Annotated in this window: 23 protein-coding genes and 1 pseudogene; 23 read left to right on the top strand and 1 reads right to left on the bottom strand. The window is 40.2% G+C overall.

Going from position 1 to position 20,036, the window contains the following annotated elements; all coding sequences use genetic code 11:
• Nucleotides 1–100 precede the first annotated feature (100 nt).
• From ACWQAU_RS14150 to ACWQAU_RS14100, 11 genes are all read left to right on the top strand, one after another.
• Nucleotides 101–760 (top strand): DUF4355 domain-containing protein, encoded by a 660-nt coding sequence (locus ACWQAU_RS14150; protein ID WP_027821920.1) that lies wholly within the window; start codon nucleotides 101–103, stop codon nucleotides 758–760.
• Nucleotides 761–773: 13 nt separating this feature from the next.
• The gene (locus ACWQAU_RS14145; protein WP_027821921.1) at nucleotides 774–1,145 is read left to right on the top strand and encodes a hypothetical protein; all 372 of its coding nucleotides are present in this window, start codon (nucleotides 774–776) and stop codon (nucleotides 1,143–1,145) included.
• 15 nt (nucleotides 1,146–1,160) lie between these two features.
• On the top strand, nucleotides 1,161–2,270 hold the full coding sequence (locus tag ACWQAU_RS14140; protein ID WP_050482355.1) for a major capsid protein: 1,110 nt from the start codon (nucleotides 1,161–1,163) through the stop codon (nucleotides 2,268–2,270).
• 17 nt (nucleotides 2,271–2,287) lie between these two features.
• A complete protein-coding gene (locus ACWQAU_RS14135; protein WP_027821922.1) occupies nucleotides 2,288–2,656 on the top strand; it encodes a phage head-tail connector protein in 369 nt (122 codons plus the stop codon).
• On the top strand, nucleotides 2,653–2,985 hold the full coding sequence (locus tag ACWQAU_RS14130) for a hypothetical protein (protein WP_033608065.1): 333 nt from the start codon (nucleotides 2,653–2,655) through the stop codon (nucleotides 2,983–2,985). Before ACWQAU_RS14135 ends, ACWQAU_RS14130 begins: the two co-directional genes overlap by 4 nt.
• On the top strand, nucleotides 2,986–3,477 hold the full coding sequence (locus ACWQAU_RS14125) for an HK97-gp10 family putative phage morphogenesis protein (protein ID WP_027821923.1): 492 nt from the start codon (nucleotides 2,986–2,988) through the stop codon (nucleotides 3,475–3,477).
• 2 nt (nucleotides 3,478–3,479) lie between these two features.
• On the top strand, nucleotides 3,480–3,875 hold the full coding sequence (locus tag ACWQAU_RS14120; RefSeq protein ID WP_027821924.1) for a hypothetical protein: 396 nt from the start codon (nucleotides 3,480–3,482) through the stop codon (nucleotides 3,873–3,875).
• 48 nt (nucleotides 3,876–3,923) lie between these two features.
• Complete coding sequence (locus ACWQAU_RS14115; RefSeq protein WP_027821925.1) at nucleotides 3,924–4,577, top strand: hypothetical protein; 654 nt, start codon at nucleotides 3,924–3,926, stop codon at nucleotides 4,575–4,577.
• Between the two features lie 28 nt (nucleotides 4,578–4,605).
• Nucleotides 4,606–5,124 (top strand): tail assembly chaperone, encoded by a 519-nt coding sequence (locus ACWQAU_RS14110; RefSeq protein WP_027821926.1) that lies wholly within the window; start codon nucleotides 4,606–4,608, stop codon nucleotides 5,122–5,124.
• Between the two features lie 74 nt (nucleotides 5,125–5,198).
• Complete coding sequence (locus tag ACWQAU_RS14105; RefSeq protein ID WP_027821927.1) at nucleotides 5,199–5,456, top strand: hypothetical protein; 258 nt, start codon at nucleotides 5,199–5,201, stop codon at nucleotides 5,454–5,456.
• Nucleotides 5,456–9,469 (top strand): tape measure protein, encoded by a 4,014-nt coding sequence (locus ACWQAU_RS14100; protein WP_050482356.1) that lies wholly within the window; start codon nucleotides 5,456–5,458, stop codon nucleotides 9,467–9,469. Before ACWQAU_RS14105 ends, ACWQAU_RS14100 begins: the two co-directional genes overlap by 1 nt.
• Before the next feature lie 24 nt (nucleotides 9,470–9,493).
• Here ACWQAU_RS14100 and ACWQAU_RS14095 read toward each other — a convergent pair whose 3' ends face one another.
• Nucleotides 9,494–9,772, bottom strand: a complete 279-nt coding sequence (locus tag ACWQAU_RS14095; protein WP_027821928.1) for a hypothetical protein — start codon at nucleotides 9,770–9,772, stop codon at nucleotides 9,494–9,496.
• Nucleotides 9,773–9,844: 72 nt separating this feature from the next.
• Here ACWQAU_RS14095 and ACWQAU_RS14090 point away from each other — a divergent pair, with 72 nt between their 5' ends.
• The 12 genes and pseudogenes from ACWQAU_RS14090 (at nucleotide 9,845) to ACWQAU_RS14035 (ending at nucleotide 19,779) form a co-directional block, all read left to right on the top strand.
• Nucleotides 9,845–10,756, top strand: a complete 912-nt coding sequence (locus ACWQAU_RS14090) for a phage tail domain-containing protein (protein ID WP_027821929.1) — start codon at nucleotides 9,845–9,847, stop codon at nucleotides 10,754–10,756.
• Nucleotides 10,749–11,936, top strand: a complete 1,188-nt coding sequence (locus ACWQAU_RS14085) for a phage tail protein (protein WP_027821930.1) — start codon at nucleotides 10,749–10,751, stop codon at nucleotides 11,934–11,936. Before ACWQAU_RS14090 ends, ACWQAU_RS14085 begins: the two co-directional genes overlap by 8 nt.
• Nucleotides 11,911–12,279, top strand: a complete 369-nt coding sequence (locus tag ACWQAU_RS14080) for a hypothetical protein (protein ID WP_027821931.1) — start codon at nucleotides 11,911–11,913, stop codon at nucleotides 12,277–12,279. Before ACWQAU_RS14085 ends, ACWQAU_RS14080 begins: the two co-directional genes overlap by 26 nt.
• On the top strand, nucleotides 12,269–12,544 hold the full coding sequence (locus tag ACWQAU_RS14075) for a hypothetical protein (protein WP_027821932.1): 276 nt from the start codon (nucleotides 12,269–12,271) through the stop codon (nucleotides 12,542–12,544). The genes ACWQAU_RS14080 and ACWQAU_RS14075 overlap by 11 nt, the downstream gene beginning before the upstream one ends.
• Nucleotides 12,545–14,788, top strand: a complete 2,244-nt coding sequence (locus tag ACWQAU_RS14070) for a glycosyl hydrolase family 28-related protein (RefSeq protein ID WP_079111820.1) — start codon at nucleotides 12,545–12,547, stop codon at nucleotides 14,786–14,788.
• A gap of 10 nt (nucleotides 14,789–14,798) precedes the next feature.
• On the top strand, nucleotides 14,799–15,119 hold the full coding sequence (locus ACWQAU_RS14065; protein ID WP_033608067.1) for an XkdX family protein: 321 nt from the start codon (nucleotides 14,799–14,801) through the stop codon (nucleotides 15,117–15,119).
• Between the two features lie 7 nt (nucleotides 15,120–15,126).
• The gene (locus ACWQAU_RS14060) at nucleotides 15,127–16,290 is read left to right on the top strand and encodes a GH25 family lysozyme (RefSeq protein WP_375794156.1); all 1,164 of its coding nucleotides are present in this window, start codon (nucleotides 15,127–15,129) and stop codon (nucleotides 16,288–16,290) included.
• Nucleotides 16,291–16,587: a hypothetical protein gene (locus ACWQAU_RS14055; RefSeq protein ID WP_027821934.1), complete on the top strand. Its 297-nt coding sequence runs from the start codon at nucleotides 16,291–16,293 to the stop codon at nucleotides 16,585–16,587.
• Nucleotides 16,574–16,951: a phage holin gene (locus ACWQAU_RS14050; protein ID WP_027821935.1), complete on the top strand. Its 378-nt coding sequence runs from the start codon at nucleotides 16,574–16,576 to the stop codon at nucleotides 16,949–16,951. Before ACWQAU_RS14055 ends, ACWQAU_RS14050 begins: the two co-directional genes overlap by 14 nt.
• A gap of 750 nt (nucleotides 16,952–17,701) precedes the next feature.
• Nucleotides 17,702–17,848, top strand: a pseudogene (locus ACWQAU_RS14045) (LysM peptidoglycan-binding domain-containing protein); the annotation flags it as partial.
• 109 nt (nucleotides 17,849–17,957) lie between these two features.
• Nucleotides 17,958–18,629, top strand: coding sequence for a hypothetical protein (locus tag ACWQAU_RS14040; RefSeq protein WP_027821936.1), 672 nt, complete (start codon nucleotides 17,958–17,960; stop codon nucleotides 18,627–18,629).
• 7 nt (nucleotides 18,630–18,636) lie between these two features.
• On the top strand, nucleotides 18,637–19,779 hold the full coding sequence (locus tag ACWQAU_RS14035; RefSeq protein ID WP_027821350.1) for a helix-turn-helix domain-containing protein: 1,143 nt from the start codon (nucleotides 18,637–18,639) through the stop codon (nucleotides 19,777–19,779).
• Nucleotides 19,780–20,036: the final 257 nt, after the last annotated feature.

Raw genomic sequence — 20,036 nt, 5'->3', positions numbered from 1 at the left:
ATTATGTAAGTGGTCTTTCAATTTGCCCTTTTTTCGGCAGCGGGCGTTAAAGAACAGCTGACAGTTATACCACTTAGAAAGTATTTTAGGAGGAATTTTTATGTTTAAACGATTATTACCAATGAATTTACAGTACTTCGCTGAACCAGTACCTGGCAGTGGTAATGAGGCAGATGCCGAGCCAGCTAATAATTCTCAAAATGGTAATGGTGATGGTGGAAGTAAGGATAACAATGGTGAAAATGGGTCTCAAGGTACCGGCAAGCAGTTTGATCGTAAAGAGGTCCGGGGGTTAATTTCAAGCGCTATTGATGATTTTAAAAAGAAGTCTCTTCCAGATCTATTGGAGCAAGCACGCCAAGATGGTGAAAGCCGTGCCAAAATGACTGCAGAGCAACGCGAATCAGCAGATCAGAAAGCCCGTCAAGCTGAGTTAGACAAGCGTGAATCTGAATTGAATCGTCGTGAATCAATTAATGCAACACGCGATTTGCTGGCTAAGGAAAACTTACCAGAAGATTTTGCAGAAGTGCTGAACGATGTCGATACTGATAAGCGCGCACAACATGTCGAAAACTTTGGAAAAGCTTTTAATAAAGCCGTTCAAGCTGGTGTTGAGGAACGCTTGAAGGGTAAACAAACTCCAGGCCAAACTGTAAATAACGGCAATGATCGTGAAGATACTAAATTCGCGCAAGAGTTAGCTGCAATGGCACATCCAAAGAAGCCTGCAAGTGATTTCTTTGGTCATAAAAAATAAGGAGGTTTAATCAATGACGATTAAACGTGATTTTATTTCAGAAACCCAAGTGCTGGGGAATGTACAACAGAAGGTAGCGTTGCCTGGACTGATTAGTGCAAATGGTGTAACGCCTAACAGTTTTGGCCGGAAAGTTATTCCGGCTGGGACGGTAGTTGGTGGTGCTAGTTCGTTTTTAGACGATTCACAAGCTGTATTGTCAGTAGGACAAGATGCCAAAGCACAAGGTGTATTAGAGCATGATGTAGATGTTACAGCTGGTAATGCGACTGGTACAGTCATTATTTTTGGCTTTATTAATACTGCTCGTATTGCTAGCGGAGATGTTTCAGCCGATGCTAAAGCAGCATTAGCTGGTAAAGTTACATTCTTCAATCGGCCATAGGAGGACTGATAAATAATGAATATTTTTGATTTAGTAAATGCAACTAATATTGCCGCATATTGGGAAACAATTGCGCAGCAAGAAGCGCCATATTTTGGTGAAACTATTTTTCCAAATGTTCGTCAAGTAGGTATGACGATGGACTGGTTGAAAGGTGCAACCGGAGCACCCGTTGCTTTAGCACCATCAGCACTCGATACTAATGTTGTACCACGGGGACGTAAGGGGCTAAGCAAGTTAACTCAGGATATGGCTTTCTTCAAGGAATCTAAATATGTTGATGAAAAGTTACGTCAGCAGTTATTAATGCTAGGCAATAGTGCTGACCAAACACTACGTGATACGATTATTGCTCATATTTTCGATGATGACATCGAGTTGATTAAGGGCGCTGCATTGCGGCGTGAGATTATCCGGATGGAAGCTTTGACAACCGGTAAAGCTAAGGTGACTGGGAATGGTGTTGATATGACTATTGACTACGATATGCCAACTGAAAATATTGGTGCCTCCAAGGTTGCTTGGGGGGATGCCAAGGGTAATCCATTTGAAGACTTTGATCGGATTACGACACAAATTGGTAATAAAACGGGAGCCACAATCTCACGTGTTGTTATGAACCGGGTAACTTGGAATACACTTGCAAGTAATGATGCTATTAAGTCTACTTTGCTGGCTAGTTCTGCAAGTAAGACTAATGTGGTATTACCCAAGTCCGTTATTATGACTTACCTGGAAGATGAATATGGCTTGAGTTTTGCTATTTATGATAAAGGGTACCTTGGTCCGGATGGTAAATTAGTTAAGTTTATTCCAGACGGTAAAGCCGTCTTTATGCCAGCTGTTGATCTTGGTAATACGCATTTTGGGACGACCCCAGAAGAAGCAGACCTGTTATCTTCCAATGCGGCACAAGTTCGTATTGTTGATACCGGTGTCGCAGTTACAACGACTACGAAAACTGACCCAGTGAATGTTGAAACTAAAGTATCTATGATGTCTTTGCCTTCATTTGAACAGGCTGATTCGGTTTATGTATTAGATACGACCGCAGGGGCGACAACCACTACAAATACCTCAGGATCTGGTGCCGCAAGTAGTACAACGACAGGTTCAGGAAAGTAGTTCACGGAGGGCTTTTTATGAATGATGAAGAGCGAACTGAACGAATTAAATCTTTACTGCATGGGATAAAACTGATGCGTGATTTAAAAGATGATGACAATGTTCTTGATGATAAGCTGGAACTTTATATTGGTGACGCATTAGATGCAATTGGCATTTATATTAACCAGGCTGAGGTACCACAACAATTAGATGGAGTCGTGCGCAAGATGGCTGCGTCTAAGTTTGTCCAAGAAGGTGCAGAGGGAACTACGGCTACATCAGAAGAAGGACTATCTTTTACTTTTTCAGATGACGACATGAAACCATTCGCTACGTTACTAAATAAGTATGTAGACAATCAGTCTGGTGCTAACCGGTTAGGATCGGTGGTGACCTGGGATTGAAAATTGAAAGGGCCTATCTGTTGGCTAACAAAACTTCAACGTCAGCGGGTTCATTAAATCGTAAAGCTGAGCCAACTTTGCTTGAAATGATTGCGGATGCACGAGTTAATCAGATGGGTGCTCAACGACAGATGACTGTTTTTGGCAAAGTATATGCGGACGCTAGAATTGTTCGAGTAATGGGTGAGCATGCCGCTGACAGTATTGGCCTATCTGGTATGAGTCTCAAAACGTTTGCGCCAAGTTATGCAATTACTAAAGTAGCCTATCACCAATATCGAACGGATTTTTATATCATTGTTGATAAAAAGCAAGTTGGGGGTGACTAGATGTCAACTGATAATGAGCATATCCCAACAGTTAGGTTTAGTATGACAGACAGTTGGTCGAGCCCTATTAATCAATTAATGCATACCATGGCGAAGGTTAGCAGTGGGCAAGGCGTTACGCGCTTACAACGACTGCAATATGCACTAGATACAAATGCTAAGAAAGTTATTCATAATGCAGGTGTTGATGTGCAGAAGAAAGCTCGAGAAATTGAGCGTGCCAATGTTGGTGGCAAAAAATCAGGATACAAACCTACAGGAAATTTAATGCGAAGTATTGATGCACATGACAATTCAGAAGGAATGCAGACTGAAATTGCACCAGAAGCAATGACGAAGCAAGATTATGAATACGGTCAAGCTGTTGAGTTCGGCACGAAGGATGGTAGAATGCCTGCACAGCCATTTATGAAGCCTGCTGGTGATGAAATTGGTAGCAAGCTGAACGAGACCGTCAGGGAAGCTCTTAAACAAGCCATTAAGGAGGCGTAGCTGTGGAACCAATATATCCGGTCGTAGACCTATTATTAAGTGCCCAAGCGTCTTTAACTGGTCTTAATCTGCTGGTCTTACTACCGAGTGATGAAGAAGATAATTTGACATTTCCGCAAGTTACTTTGCAACTTGATAATGTTACAGATACTAGTCAGTTAAAGTTTATCAGCCAGGATCAGCTAACCTTGCATGCTGATTTGTACGTAGATCATGATTTATACGGTGATGCACTGAACTTACAGCAAGCTATCACAGATCGGTTGAAATCATTAGTTGGTCAGAATTATCCCTTCATGGCGCTGCATTATTCTAGTCGGATTCTTACCGACAATTCACTACAAGATCGGACCTTATTTCATGTGCCGATTCTTGTAGACTATCAAGTTAATTACTAATCACTTACTGACGCTTAGGCGTCTTTTTATTTAGAAAGGGGCAGAAATATGCCAACAGGAATTGGAACAACAACAGAAGTTATCAGTCCAAAATTTGCCGATAAATTTATGTACTTTTGGAAGCGTGATAGCTGGCCAAAATCACGTAAACCAGAGGTAATGGGCCTACAAGGTGCTAGTTCTGGGACGAACACACGGACGGCTTCAAACGTCCAAACCAAAACGGTCACGTTGAAATCGTTGGGTGCTAAAACACAGCAACGAGTTGTTAATTTGGTTTATACCCAAAATGACAGCCTATATCGTGAATTAAATGATGCTTGGTCAAAAGGCGAAGTGATTCATTTATGGCGGGTTGACTTTAATACGTTACAAGGTACTAAGCCTAATCGAAGTGCAGAAGCTGAGTATTCGCAATGCCTTGTACCACAACTACCAATCACTGAAGGCATTGGTGCTATTACGCAATCAAATGCAACGTTTGAGGTGCAAGGCGAAGCCGTTGATGATGAAGATGGTAAGCCAGCTCGGGTTACAGAAGCTGACTTAGTTGATGGTTCATTTGATGTGTTGGACAAAGCCCTATATGCCTTCAGTCATGGTCAAGATGTTGGCGACAACAGTGCGACGACTAATATCCCTGATGAATCACAGCCATCTGATAACACAGCAAGTAATGGTTCAGCTAATACAGGTAAGTAACTTTTTAAGAAAGAAAGGATTTTAAATTATGCAATCTTTAAATATTAACGGTAAGTCATTAACACCAGTTATCAATTTTCGCTTTCGGTCGGTACTAGGTAAAAAGATGGGTGATGAGCAAGATAAGTCTGGATTTTCAAACCTAATTACTGGATTGGTACAATCTGATCCAGATGCTTTGTTAGCATTCTATGAAGCGGCACTAGCAAGTGATCACCCAAGCGACAGTGATTTGTATGACGCTTTGGATGATCAAGTATTCAAGGATACTGATTCCGAAGAAGCTGCCTTTAAAGATGCGGTTAACGCGCTAAATAACAGTGGTTTTTTCAAGATCAAGGCCAAAGCCTGGAAGAAGCGCAACGATCAATTGCGAACCGTCTTGCAAGCACAGCTCGACGCCTTGGCCGACCAAGACGATCAACGGGCAGCAACGCAGAAGACCGGGATTCAAGTTGGCCTCGATCAGATCAACGAAGCAGAGAACGCTTTCGACAAAATGACAGCACCAGTAGCAAACAGTCAGACAGCCTCAGTCAATGGTTAGAAGGGGCTCGGCGTTATATTGGTATTACTGATATTAATGCTTTTTATGATTTAACGGTCTCAGAATATAATGCAATGCTCAAAGGAGCATTGCTGGCTAGAATTGATGATTTACATGCACAGAAGCAAGCTGCTAGTTTTACCAGACCGGTTCTTATTGCAGACGGTGAGAAGAACCAACAGTACGACCAAGAAGTAACAGAGAATTTGAAGCGACAGGAATCGCAGATAAAACAACAGTTTGACCCGTATTTCATCAAACAGCAGCAGAATAAAAATGAACAGACGATGGCACTGTATCAATTAATGCACGGTAATGGAGGTGGCGACTAGTGGGCGCAGATTATGTAGTTGATGATAAGGTTCGTTGGTCGTTTGTGGATGATGTCACGGCTCCATTGACGCGTGTTAAGCAAATGTTAACGGATGCCCGGAGCTTAGTTAATGGATCAGTGAATCCAACGAAAGCACTGGAAGACGCATATAGAACATTAGGAACCAGCGGTGCTGATTCGGTTCAAAAGATAGTCACTGACGCTAAAGAACTACAGTCATCAATGAATTCAATTCCCAAAGATACTAAAGTTGATGTAACAAGTAATGCACAAAAAGCCATTGATGATGCCAAGAAGGTAAAGGATGGCTTAGGTGATATTCCGAAGACAACTGATGCTGATGTCAAAGTCAATACGACTGATGCAGTAGCCAAAGCCAAAGAGCAAGTTTCGTTGCTAGGAAAGATTCCAAAAGACGTTAAGACTGAAATTTTAGCTCAAGCCAATGATGCTGGCATCAAGAACTTTGACGCTATTTTGGATAAAGTTCCGCGAAAGGTCAAGACAGATCTGACCGCTAACGTTAATGATGGCAAGATAATTGATTTTGAAAAAGTTTTGTCAAAGATTCCTGAAACTAAGCGGACGGCATTGGAAGTTGAAGACAAGGTATCAGCACCAATTAAGTCTTTGACTACTAAAACTGAAGAAACGACTCAAAAAACTAGTAGTCTGAGAAGTGTATTAGTTGGTACATTTGCTGGAAACATTGTTTCGAATGGGATTGCTTCTTTGGGGAGCAAGCTAATCGAGTCAGCTAAAGATGGATTAGAACTAGCCGAATCTGGTGAGCAAACCGTTCGGGCTTGGTCAGCTATGGATGTGCCTCAGAATAAGATTAAAGATCTATCTGGTAACATGGTGACTTTGCGGAATGAAACTGGTTTTGCGGCGGGCGATATCAAGAATATCCAGAAGCAATTTTATGGATTTACAGATAATGTGAAAGACACTGAAGCGTTGACTACTGGGGTAACTGCCTTAGCGGTAGCTTCTGGTAAAGGTGTGGAGACTGCAGATGGCTTGACAGGTTCATTTAAAAAGATTGAATCACAAGGCAAGTTAACCAGTATGGCGTTTACTCGGATGACTGCTGAGGCCCCGGCTTTGCCTAAGCAACTTGCAGCTGCTTTAGACATGAGCCAAAGCCAATTGAAAAAGGCGGTTGCTGATGGCAAAGTATCTTCAAGCGAATTTGAAACGGCCATCTCCAAAATTGGAAATAATTCCAAACAAGTTTTTGCAGATTTTGGTAAAACTGGTGAAGGGGTCATGGCTCAGATTAAGGGTAGCTGGACGGGGATTAAATCAACCCTGATGCAACCACTGGTGGATACTAAGACATCTGGTTTAGAGTCCGTTAGAAACTTGTTACAATCTAAGGACATGACTGCGTTAGCCCATTCTGTTGGTGAAGGATTAGCATTTATGGCTGGCAAAGCATCTGGCTTAATTGGGTATATCGCCGCGCACCAAAAAGATATTAATGCCATTATTGAGAGTTTGACTTCAATCATGGTCATCCTAACCAAGTCTATCTGGTCTACTATCAGTGGCATGTTCAAAGGTATTGCAGATGCCTTTGGCTTAGTCAGCGATAATGCTAAAAAAACTAATGATCCACTGAAGCAGGTCGAATCTGCTTTAGATAGCATTTTGAAACACAAGAGTGCAATTCAAGGCTTTGGCAAAATTCTGGTTGCTGCATTTGCTGTGAAGAAGATTACTGAATTTGTTAAGGAATTTCAAGATATGACGGTTGTTTTAAAAAAGACGACTGCATTTAAAACTGGTTCTGAAGCAATATCGGCATTTAGCGGTTCTATAAAAGAAGGTACCGGTGTATTTCCAGCTTTTGGCAAAGCACTAAAGGCAGTGCCGTTCACCATCTGGATTACAGCTATTGCGGCAATCGTGTTAGCTTTAGTTGAGTTGTATAAGCATAATAAAAAGTTCCGTGAGTTCGTAAATGGGCTTGTTGATACAATCAAAGATTGGTATAAGGATGCTACTAAGTGGCTTGGTAATGCTGTAACGTGGATCAAAAAGACATTCGGACCTTTCTTCAAAGCGGCGGTTAAATCCATTCAGTCAGTCTGGAAAGAGATTGAACCAGTGGTTTCGGCTGGGATTAAGATGGTCCAGCAAGTTCTCAAGCTTGGAATGGCTGTGGTAAGCGCACTCTGGAAGGTTGCCTGGGGTTATCTATCACTTGAAGTAAAAGAAACTTGGGCGATTATTAAGCCAATTATTGATATAGGCATGGCTGTGATTAAAGGCCTTATATCAGCCGGAATGGATATTATCAAAGCAATCTGGAAAGCTGCTTGGAATGTTATTAGTACGGTAGTCAAATCTGTTTGGAATGTGATTAAGCCACTAATTATCGGGGCAATGAATGTCATTTCTGACGTAATTCAAACTGTTCTTGATATTATTCATGGCAACTGGAGCAAAGTCTGGAGAGATATCAAAAATATTTTTTCAGACATTTGGAAAGCCCTATCGCAAGCGATTAAAGCTTACATGAATGGCATGCACGATATAATTTCATCAGTATTAGATGCAATTAGCACCGTTTGGCATGGTATGTGGCAAGGGCTTGGTGACTTCTTCAAGAATATCTGGAAAGGTATTAAACAGGCTGCCCAAGACGGCATAAACGGTGTTTTGAGCGTTATTAATGCCGGTGTAGATGCTATTGATTCGGTTTGGAAATTCTTTACTGGTCATAAAACCAGTGTTCACCATTTAGAGCCAGTCAAATTTGCTCAAGGTGGTGTCGTGCATACTCGTCTATCGATGGTTAACGATGGTGCCGGTCAGAACTGGAAGGAACTGTTACAACTACCTTCTGGTGAACTCAAGATGACGCATCAACGTAATGCAGTGCTACCTTTGCCAGTTGGTACACGAGTATACAATGGCGATGAAACAGCTTCTATTATGGCTTCTGCTGGTGTTGATCATTATGCACACGGCGGTATTGTTGGCAATGCGATTAATTGGACTAAGGGTAAGCTATCTGACATTGGCTCATGGATTGGTGACAAGGCCGAGGCTGTTGAGAAGTTCCTCAAAGATCCGCTCGGTAATATCTCCAAGCTACTTCATAAAGCTACTGATGGCTTATTTAAAGGGGCAGCTAGTTTTGGCGACTTAGCTAGCGGCACCATTAGCAAGCTATCAAGCATAGCAGTGGATAAGTTCAAGGAAATGTTAAATAGCACCAAAAAAACACTGGAAGTATCTGACGGTAAAGCCGGTCATTACAACCCGGGTTTAATTGAAAAAGCTGCTAAGATGATGCACATTGATAGTCTTCCGGCAGGTTTCAGTGAGCTTTTGCAAGCAACTATCATGAGTGAATCTGGTGGTAAGTCTGTGATTCAAACTATTCACGATGGCAATAGCGGCGGTAATGAAGCTGGTGGGATTCTACAATTCACACCAGGGACATTTGGTGCCTTTGCGATGCCAGACCATACCAATAGGATGAATCCGCTCGATGAGCTACTAGCTTTCTTCAATAACTCCGATTGGCGAAACAGTATTGGACACACCGTTATTTGGGGTGTTCCAAAGGTTGATTGGCTGCATAGTGGTCCACAAGGTAGTCGTCTGTTAAGCTCATTTGCTACTGGTGGTCATCCTTTAACACCACAACTTGCGACAATTGCAGAAGATGGTGACGAGTTTGTTGTTAATCCGCGTAGAAGTAATGCAATGCAATTGTTGAATGATGCTTATGAACGCACAATACAAGAACAACCGCAATTACGTAATGCAACTGAACCTAATCATGTGGCTCACTTGCCACAAGTACGTAACACACAAGGCAACGAACCTGAGCAACTTAATAATTCATTGTTAGAACGAGTTATTGAACGACTGGAAGAGATCCGCGATAAGAATAATGATATGTATTTAGACGGCGAAAAGATTTCAGCAAGTAATGAGCGAGTTGGGGCTAGTAAGTTTCGCTTAGCAGGTGTTCAAGGGCAAATATAAAAAGCACCCCAACTGGGATGCTTTTCAGTTTGCTTTAATTCCATCTGCGTAACCAAAAACTGTAATCTCAGTACCCGTTTCGGCGCCTGCTGCGGAGAATTTAAGATTGGCAAATCCATCGTAATCATGTTGTTTACATTTTTCTTCAAGATCTTTTACAATTTTTAATTGGGCTCCAATACCAGATGAGGTCCTTTTTTCTGATAGTAGAATATCGGTAAAATGATATCCTTCTGGAACTGGACCAACTGTTTCAACTAATTTTGGCTTGTCGTCGCTATTGCTTTTACCAAATAGTGGCATTGTCATTACCTCACTTTATTTAATGCTTTCAGTATAATCCAACAAAATCAGAATAGAAAGGAGGAGCGTATCATGCAAATATTTTCCACACGAACTGATAGGCCCCATGCTTATCGCTTTGGCGAGACTGATAATAAATTGCCGTTCAATCCAATTGAATATGCTATCAGCGTGGACGGAACTAATTGGGTGTCTTGTTTTGATGTGCCGAATTTGCAGGGCGTTTATATGTATGACGCAACTTTACCGGATGTCAATCCGGCTGATACCTACCAAGCACTAGGACAACAAGATGGGCAAACACTAATGAGTTCACGATATGATCAACGTGACATTACTTGCCAGTTTTATTCGTTTGGCATCGATGAAGCTGACCAGTCGCTAGGCTATCAAGCACTGGAACGCTTCTTGTATGCACGCGATGAATTCTGGATTACATTTAGTAATCATCCTGGAATTAAATTTCGTGTAAAGACTAAGACTTTTAAGCCGACATACCCTAATGAAAAAGATTTCTACGCTACTGTCACATTTAATAATTCAGCAGGGCTGGGTCAATCTCTGGGCACTACTCAAGATGTTGAGGACTTTGATTCTGAATTATGGGCACTTGGTCAAAATTTAAGATTGGATCAAGACCCACAATATAGTTTTCAAAACATGGATAGATTCACGGTTGTAAATATCGGCGATATCATGATTGAACCGGATACAAAGCAGCACCCGTTGATCATTACGATCCATTGCAACGGGAAACCAACATTAACTAATACGACTACTGGCCAAACATTCAGCTGTAATCGTGTTTTAACGGCAAATGACGAGTTGAAATTAAGTGGTGTTAATCCGTTTATAAACGGGCAACAATGTGGATCGGACACAAACCATGGGGTTATCTCATTACAACTAGGTGATAATCAATTTACTTTAACTGGCTGTACAGATTCCAATATTAGCTTTGATACGCCGTTCTACTATGTTTAAGTATCCAATGTTATTAGTAAGAGATCGGTCAGGCAACCATGAAGAACGGCTTAACATTAATGATGCGCAAGATACGTTTCAGGATGCATGGGTTTTAAATCAATCAATGGAAATATCATTTACTGCACGTTTAGTACCACAATACGAACAGGCTTTCAATTTGTTGCAAGTTCAAAATTATGTCATTTATGGTGGTCAACGGTATATCATACAACAGGCTGTTCCAGCGATTGATAATGGAATACTGACTAATCAAGTTAAAGCAGTTCATGTTATGTATGAGGCGCTTAAAAATATTCGTAAAGAAGATATTAATGCAGGTACGCTTACTTATACTTTTCAAAGTGCTTGTAATGCTTTTGTAGCGGATAATGATCAAGGAGTGCAAATTGACTTTACGGGGGATTTTCAAAAAGTTCAAATTGAAAACTTAGGTAATAGTTCCTTCCTTGATTTTTTAACGAGTTATTTGGATAAGTTTGGGGCAGCAATGATACCAGATAACTTGATGATTCACTTTTGCTCACGAGATACATTCCGCCATGATACGGGTAATATGTTTGTTTATGGCGGTAATACGGATGCCGTGCATCTATCATTCGATTCCACTAGTTTGATCAACCAATGTTGGTGTTACGGAAAACCAGTTGATACAGATAACAGTGATAGCAGTAATGATGCCTCAAAAGGAAAATATTTGGTTAAGTTTGTCTGGAACAATCAGAGTAGTATTCAAAAATACGGTTTGCAACGTGGGGCTGCCGTATCAGATGAGCGTTTTACTGATCAAGTCTCAATGCAATCATATATGGACGGTAATATGCAGACAGAGCCAACCATTCAACTAACAATGCAATATTTGTCGCGTACAAATATTGCTAGAGGTGATGGTTGGTTTTTGCGTGTTCCCAGTATGGGGTTAGAGCGTGAAGTAACAATTACTGGAATCACACAAAATCCGTATAACCCGGCAACATTACCGACGATTACATTAGATAATACAGCTGCGGCGCTTAAAAGCATTTCGCTGACTTTGAACAATCGGGTTAATAAGCATGACAAGTCTTTAACTGATTTAAAAGCAGTAGCCAATGGATTAAGAAAAGCTGAAAATCATTTTGTAGGTCTAAGAACTATTGATGGAGGTGTATCAAGTGTCAGTTATCAACCAGACGCATAGACGCTATCTAAAAGATGATGACGGCAATGTATATTGGCCAATGACTTCGGTAGATTCAGTTATCGGCTTGGCTAAACTTTTGCCAGTGGTTGCAACGGACAAGCAAGATGGATTAATGTCCGCAGCAGATAAGCAAAAAATCGACAATTTAAAAGAGTATGAAGCTGCTACAGATACAACAGAGGGCTTATTAAGTGCTAGTGATAAGCAAAAGCTAGATAGTCTAAAAGCAGAGCCGATTGATGCTATTAGGATTAAAGATAGTGTTACAGGTACTATTTTCAAGCTCAGTATTTCTAATGGTGTAGTTTCAGTGATAAAGGATGATGTAAATGGCCAATAAATTAGTTATTAAAAATATGCCAACTGGTAATCGTAATTTGCGAAATACGTTAATCTCTAATTTTGAGATTATACAGCCCTACCTGGATAAACTAGATACTGATGAGCTTGGAGTAGATGATCTTAAAAATAAATTTGACGATATATCTGGCAAAATAAACGTTTACGAGGATAATGTTCAAGCTATCGTCAACATTTTGATTAAGTATGATGTACCGATCCAAATTGTTAACGGCAAAGTAGTAGAGATTGAGGAAGGTGAGTAAATGATTAGTACGATTACGTTGGATACGTACAAACAACAAATTGGTTCAGGTGATGCGTTTAACTTGAGTGATAGTTTCAACGGCCGAGTGGGCGATGAACAAGTCCCATTGGTTGTTCAATTTAAAGAGCGGGGGCTAGCACAACAGTTTCAAGATGGGCTAGTGCCATTTCTGACTGGTTTTGTTGGTAGTCTTGATGAGAATAACCAAGTTACAGCTGAAACCGGTGAAGCAGTTAGCTATGTTGGGACTAGCGGTGATATTGTTGGATTGGGTCGAGTTAAGATGAATCTTCCTGGAACCATGTTCCCACAGGAAGGTTATTTTTATGGCTTCTTAGGGTTACAAAATGCTGATGGTAAGCGAGTGACAACATTCAATGTCTGGTTCCATGTCTACAATGGTAATCCAGACATGTTTGTCAATAAGTCGCCATTCAGAACAGAATTACAGAAGCTCCTTGATGCCGTACAGTTGTTGATTGACGATGCTGATGGTGACTTGAATAAATGGAAGCAGAAGCTAACTGATCTGTTTACGGCTTTGAGCGCGCAGGGTGCCGATACAGCAACTTTACTAACCACGTTACAAGCACAAATAAAGCAGAGTAACCTGTTCACTCAAGGCCAGATGGACGAGTTGCTGGGATCACTAACTTCTTTTAAACCTATGGGGTCCAACCTCATAGATAAGCTGAATAACGAGTTTAGTGATCGTGGTGTCAACGTTAAATGGTTTGGCGCAAAAGGCGATGGAGTTGCAGACGATAGTGATGCGATCCAAGCAGCGGTTGACACCGGTAAAAGTGTGTTTGTACCGGCAGGGACTTACCTTATCACTAAGACCATCTCACTAAATTTACAGAATTTTATCGGCGCTGGGGCCAACCAAACAATCTTTAACGCGCAAAATACCGACCTTTTTGAACTGGCAATCGGCGGTAGAACCATCGCTGATATTGCGTATTTTAGAGTGGAATCAAAGGATAACCACGCCGATTCAAATACAGTTTTTAAGTCACAGGAGAATGATACTAAGCGTGCTGTTGCTTACCATTTCCATGATATCGAAATAAGCGGAGGACGGTTCAAATATGCATTCAATTTGACTGATTCGTTCAGGACAACGATTAATAAGATTGGCATGACGAATGTTTTCAATCCATTTTTGTTACGTGGTCAAGTAGTGCAAACAACAATCGATGATGTTACTTGTAATATCGATACATTGGAGTTAGGTGCACTCAACGATTATAATACTGGAATTGAAGTTGTCGGTGATAGTCACTCTGGTAGTTATCAGCGTCCAGAATCTGTCCGTCTTAGCAATGTTAATTTTATCGGCTATGATTTGGGCTATAACATCAAAGATGTCCTTTACTTTGTTTCCGATAAGTTTGAGTGTGACTACTGTGCCAACGGTATCAGGACGTTCTCGACCGACGGTGGCGTGACATTTACAAATGGCTGGATTGCTGTGCAGAACCGACGTGATACACCGTCAGTTGGGATTGATGTACTACCATCGATACAAAATGCACTAAAACCAGTTGCTTTCGATAATATCAGTATTTCAGGCATTGCCGGTTTGAACGCTGCATCAGTTGCTGTCAGAGTTGGCTATGACGAAAGTCAGGCCAGTTGGTTTAAGCAGGGAGTAACGGCACAGAACTTATTGATCAGTGCAGCTAATAGTGCATTCAAGTATGCTGTGCAAGCCAATCGTGCTAAAACACTGACTTTGGATGGGATAAGAGTAGCAACTGGTACAGCACAAATGGATTTCTACTTGGTCAATTGCGAGTCATATTCGCTTAAAAATTTGAACGGTCAGACGGCTTCCGTTGCCACCAATAATGCGGATAATTCAATCATAGAAAACTGTAACATTCCAAATCTTAAAATTGTCGGTGCTTATCCACAATACTATAACAATGATGGTGTATTAAAAACTACTAATCGGTCAATTAACATTACAAGCACTGATAATGCCGCCAACTATACTCACAATTTATCGGTAAATTCTGGCAACCTTTGGGTTAATAGTTCCAATCTGATGTATAAATTCGGTGAACCAACTAGCAATACTGATGGCTCACGAGTAATCAGAGTTGCTGACGTTACTTCGCTTCCTAACCCTGATGCTAGTGTTCGTGGCGACATTTATACTCTTAAAGGCACTACGGATAAAGTCTATATGTGTGTGTATCAGACAAATGAATTTGTTTGGAAACAACTAATTTAGGAGGCTAATTATGGACGAAACATATGAACCTAGAATTGTTCCAAATGATCTGCAAATATTGACCGGCAAGCTTTCCTACCAACAGATGCTTGATGAACAATCACTTACGGTTCTACAGGAGCAGAATGCAAAATCAGTATATCAATTAATGTTTATTAAAGGAGAGCAAAGCGATATGAATTTTCCAGATTTTGAGACTGTTAAAGGCTTTTATGAATTGAACTTATGGACCAAAGCAATGGTAGCTAAAGCAGTTGAGTTAGAACATATTACGTCCGATGACTACAAGACGATTACCGGCGAGGAATACGTGGCACCAGCCGCTAAATAATGGGGAGGTGATAAGAGTGAAACTCAAAAATAAATTAATTTTATCCGGAGCGGCCACTATGGCGGCTCTTTTTTTAGGACTAAATGCCAGCGCCGCTCGCATGGATATGGTCGATGTGTCGAATAATAATGGCTATATGTCAACGGCAGAGTATGTTTCCATGCGTAATGAATTTGGCGTTAAGGCTGTTACGGTCAAGATTAGTGAAGGCGGTACGTACAAGGATCCGTATGCTGCCAGCAACATCGCAAATGTCCAAGCAGCGGGAATGTATATCAATGGTTACCACTTTGCGCGCTACGCCACTAAGGCACAAGCAATCGCTGAAGCTGACTTTGCCGGTCAAACGGCTAAAGCGGCAGGACTACCGGTGGGCGCAGTATTGGCAACGGACGTAGAATCACAGGAAGCCAATAACCAATCCAAAGCGACCAACGACGTCAATAACAAAGCATTCATGAAAGAGATTCAGAAGTTTGGTTATCGTGCCGACATTTATACGTCTGGATCGTGGGCTAACAATAAAATGACCATCAAGAGTAAAACTGGCTGGATTGCTGCATACCCATATGTGGTTAGCGGCAAGAACTGGTATTCAACTAACCACGCATGGCAGTGGTCATCAACGGCTAAGTTCCGTATCAGCTATGGTGGCTTCGATGTTAGCCAATTAAATAGCAAATACTACACAGCTGGTCAGAAATCAAGGGTAAAACCAACTAATAAAGGTGCAGTTAAGGACAACAACCGAAAAGCCAACAAACACATTTACAAGCCAGCCACCTCGGCCAAGTGGGTCAAAGAAACAAAGACTTACACACTCAAGACGGCGGTTAAGCTACGCGCAGGCGTGTCAACGTCATCAAATGCGATTGCTATTTTGCCAGCTGGAACCACGGTCAAGACCGACCGAGCCATTATTAAAGGTGGCTATCGCTGGGTACGTCAGCCACGTTTTAATGGTTATGGTTATCTAGCAACCGGCCCGGCAAGTAATACGCTGGAATATGTAAAGAGTGGCGCAACTCATACGTACTACACAGTTAAGTATGGTGACAGCTGGTGGGCAATCGCACAACGCAACGGCCTAAATATGACTACATTAGCTAGCCAGAATGGCAAGTCAATTTACACCACTATCTATCCTGGCCAGCGATTGGTGGTGCGGTAATTGCATACACTATTAGGATTAGGCTGGGATGAATGGGGATCAATTGTTGCCATTGTCGCTAGTATTTGTGTACTAGCTAATTGGATTCTAAATAAGACGGTCCGTATCCCGCTTAACGATTTAGGCAAGCGGCTGAGCCATTTTACCGATGAAAGTTTAAAAGTGAGGCAGCAAAATGCTGAAGCAATGAATGCGATTGAAAATCGGGTCATTAAGGTAGAAGGCCGGCTAGATGGTCATGACATGGAATTTAAACATCTATATGAAAAGGAAACCAAAAGAAATGAGAAAAATTAGTTTTAAGAATGCTGATGGAAGCTTGAATGGTAAATTGATCGCTGGAATTATTTCGTTACTGATCGTTTTGGTTCAACAAATCTTTGCCATGTTTGGCATTAAGTTTACTGGTGACTGGTCAGCAATTATCGCAGTATTGAATACCGTATTAACGATCCTCGGTATGCTGGGCGTTATTACTGACGTTCAAACAGTGACAGTACCAACAGTTAAAAGTGACGAGGAAAGTCAAGTCGAAGCGACCGCTAATGCGGTTGCTGACGAAGCGCAAACACCAACGTCCACAGTCGCTGCAGTGAATAGTTCTGCAGCTTCTGACACTGAAATGGCGTCAGAATCCGCCTCACAAGCAAGCCAAAAGTAGTATAATAATCGTGAACTGTTCTAGTCCCCCATACTTCGGCGTGGGGGATTTTTTGTTAACAAAATATATAAAAAAGAGCCAGTCAAGACTGGCCCAATGTTTAAATAAATAAAATGGGTGTTCTGTTTCTCCTAAGATAATAAAGAACACAGTTATTATACATTAAACCTGATTAATATAACAAGGACTTATTAATATTTTTCTATAGATTACTTTCGGTATTGTGATATAAACCGACAAGTGTTATTATGTCCCTTGTCCTGTTATTAGTATCACAGCTTTCAAATCCCCCCAAGATTGTCGGTTAGTGGTGCCGGAAGTGATGAGGATAATCTTCTGCTTGATGAGTGGAAGATTTTTTTGTGTTGCTTGCCTGTATATTTTGTTAGTGAGAGTTTAGATTTAGCATTATTAGCTGTCAATATAGCTAATTAGATAACTACAAGACTTTACAGAATAGCAAGTAATAAGTATAATATTAATTGTCTCTAGTGTAGTTTCTAGATGATAGTTATAACTTGATTAATTCCCCTGCGCTTCGGCGTGGGGGATTTTTTGCGTAAAAAGCCGCCTGCTGTAAAGGCAGACGGCTAATACATAAGAGAAAGTATCTTAGCGAAAGAGGAAACCAGATTATTACTAGGTTCCATTATTATCATAGGAATACATGAGAAATCGTGCAACTTTAATACTCACTACTGCGAAACTACATTGCTGGTAATTGGCAGGTGGTATTCTAAAGCTGGTTATTCTCACACGTATTATACAGTCAAGTACGGTGATTCATGGTGGGCGATTGCCCAACGCAACGGCCTGAACGTATATACGTTGGCTACTCAAAATGGTAAAACGATCTATTCTATGATTCACCCTGGTAATAAGTTGATTATCAAATAGACGAAATCCTCACACTGGCAATTGCTGGTGTGAGAATTTTTTAGTTTGTTGTGAAAATTATGTTTTCATTGTATAATTGTTGTAATGATTACAGAAAGCCGGTGTAATAGTGAAAATAGATGATGGTTTCAGAATACAAAAAGAAAATCCAAGAAAAAAATTAGAAGAACTTATTGTTCCAACTAATAGAGCACTAATTACAGATGTCGTAAACAAAGGCTATATGTTAGCTAGCAAAGCCAGTAAAGACTTTCCTTTTATTTCAGGTCAAGAGGGAACAACAGATTTTTTATCTAGAATGAAGTCCTTAGCTATTAAATTTTATATGAAACAATATTGTGATAAAGGGATTCTACCATTTAAGTATAAAGTTAAGCCAAATGAGACCAAAAACCACGACTATTTGCTTATATATAATGATGAAGGAAGTTTTCATTTAACCATTAACCAATGTAAAAATATGAATAAGCCTGCAGTTCCTGCCGGTTATCGTATTCAAGAAAATAAAAATTTTCAATCTTATTTTGATTTTGATTTTAATGAGTATAAGACTTCAGATTTCAATGATGATAATTTATATTTGGAGCTAGATCACGGTTATCAATCAGAACAACCTATGTTTATTGGCTTGGGTATACCGAAAAACGACAAATCATGGTATAGCGTTATTGATTTGGCCAAAGAAACTCCTGTATTGAGACGTAACTTTATAACAAAGCCGGCTGATATTAAGGAAATCGATGTTGACACATTTAAAGAGTTTATAAGGAATAAAGGATGATAGTAATATGAATTCACCACTGAGCCAATTCAAAGGCGAAAGGTTGAAACAGGCCAGATTATTAAGAATGTTAACGGGAACTGAGTTGGCACTGCTGATTTCTGATAAAAAAGTAATTAAGCAACAACAAATTTCATATTGGGAGAGTAATAGAAGGGTACCAAACTTTGAGGAAATCCAAAAATTATCTGCAGTTTTAAAAGTTCCCTATTACTTTTTTTTAAAAGGCGATTCTCGGAATAATGTGGATACTGCGAACTTTTTTCGCCGAAGTGCGGCAGTTCCAACAAAAAACAGAAATTCTATGCAGGAACTAGTATTTTTATATAGTAGTTTTTTTAAGGTGATAGGTCGTTATATAAAGTTGCCGGATTTTAAAGATAGTGATTTAGTAATTAGTAGTGATGAATTTCGGCTTGTAGATGTGGATGAGATTGACGAATTGACTAAATCAATTCGTCGTAGGTACCATCTTGGGATAGGTCCGATTTCCAATGTAACCCTCTTAATGGAAAAAATGGGTGTACGAGTCATTTTCACCAATGAAGATATAGCTGGCATTGACGCCTTGACAAAAGTAGTGGATAACCAATTTTATGTGATCATTAATACTAAAGGAAAAAGTGCAGTTAGAATTCGTTTTAGTTTAGCTCATGAATTAGGACATGTCTTTTTGCACTCAAGATATTCAGAAAGTATCCTAAAATCTAGTGAAAAAAATAAGAGGGTTGAAAGTGAGGCACAAATGTTTGCTAGCTTATTTTTGATGCCTGAGGAAGGGATTCTGATGGACATGGTAGCTACTAATTTAGAATTTTTAAAGTCGTTAAAATCACATTGGCTAGTTTCTATACAGGCTTTAGCTATTCGTGGAAAGCAAATTGGATTATTAACTCAAAGTGAGATGACACACGTTTTTCAACAAATAAGTAGAAATGGGTGGAGAAAAAAAGAGCCATTAGACGATACAATATCGATAGAATTTCCGACGCTTATTAAAACAGTTTTGGAGTATTTAAATTCGGAGGGGATAAGTGTTGATGATGCACTCTATCAAGAAGGATTATCGTTTGATTTTTTAAATTCTTTATTTAGCGCTATACAAATTTCAGAAATAAAGGAAAAAGGTCCAAATTTAAAATTATTATAGTACGTGAATTAACGAAACAAATCCCGCACTAGCCTTAATTGGCTGGTGTGGGACTTTTTTTGTGTGTTTAAGATAATAAGTTGGTATATAATAGTTGAGAAAGCAAAACATCAAAAAAAAGGACCAATATTAAATTAATTTGTGCTCTTCCACGATTTGTAAATAAAATATCTCTCTTTTTCGCAAAGGGCTTAATACCAATGGTTTGTTACGTGCTACCTATGGTGGAGTAACTACCGTGCGGGTGATAAGTTGAC

This window comes from Lactiplantibacillus sp. 3062, from assembly GCF_055413545.1.
The sequence above is the reverse complement of the archived record's forward strand: the minus strand, read 5'-3'. Positions and strand labels throughout refer to the sequence as shown.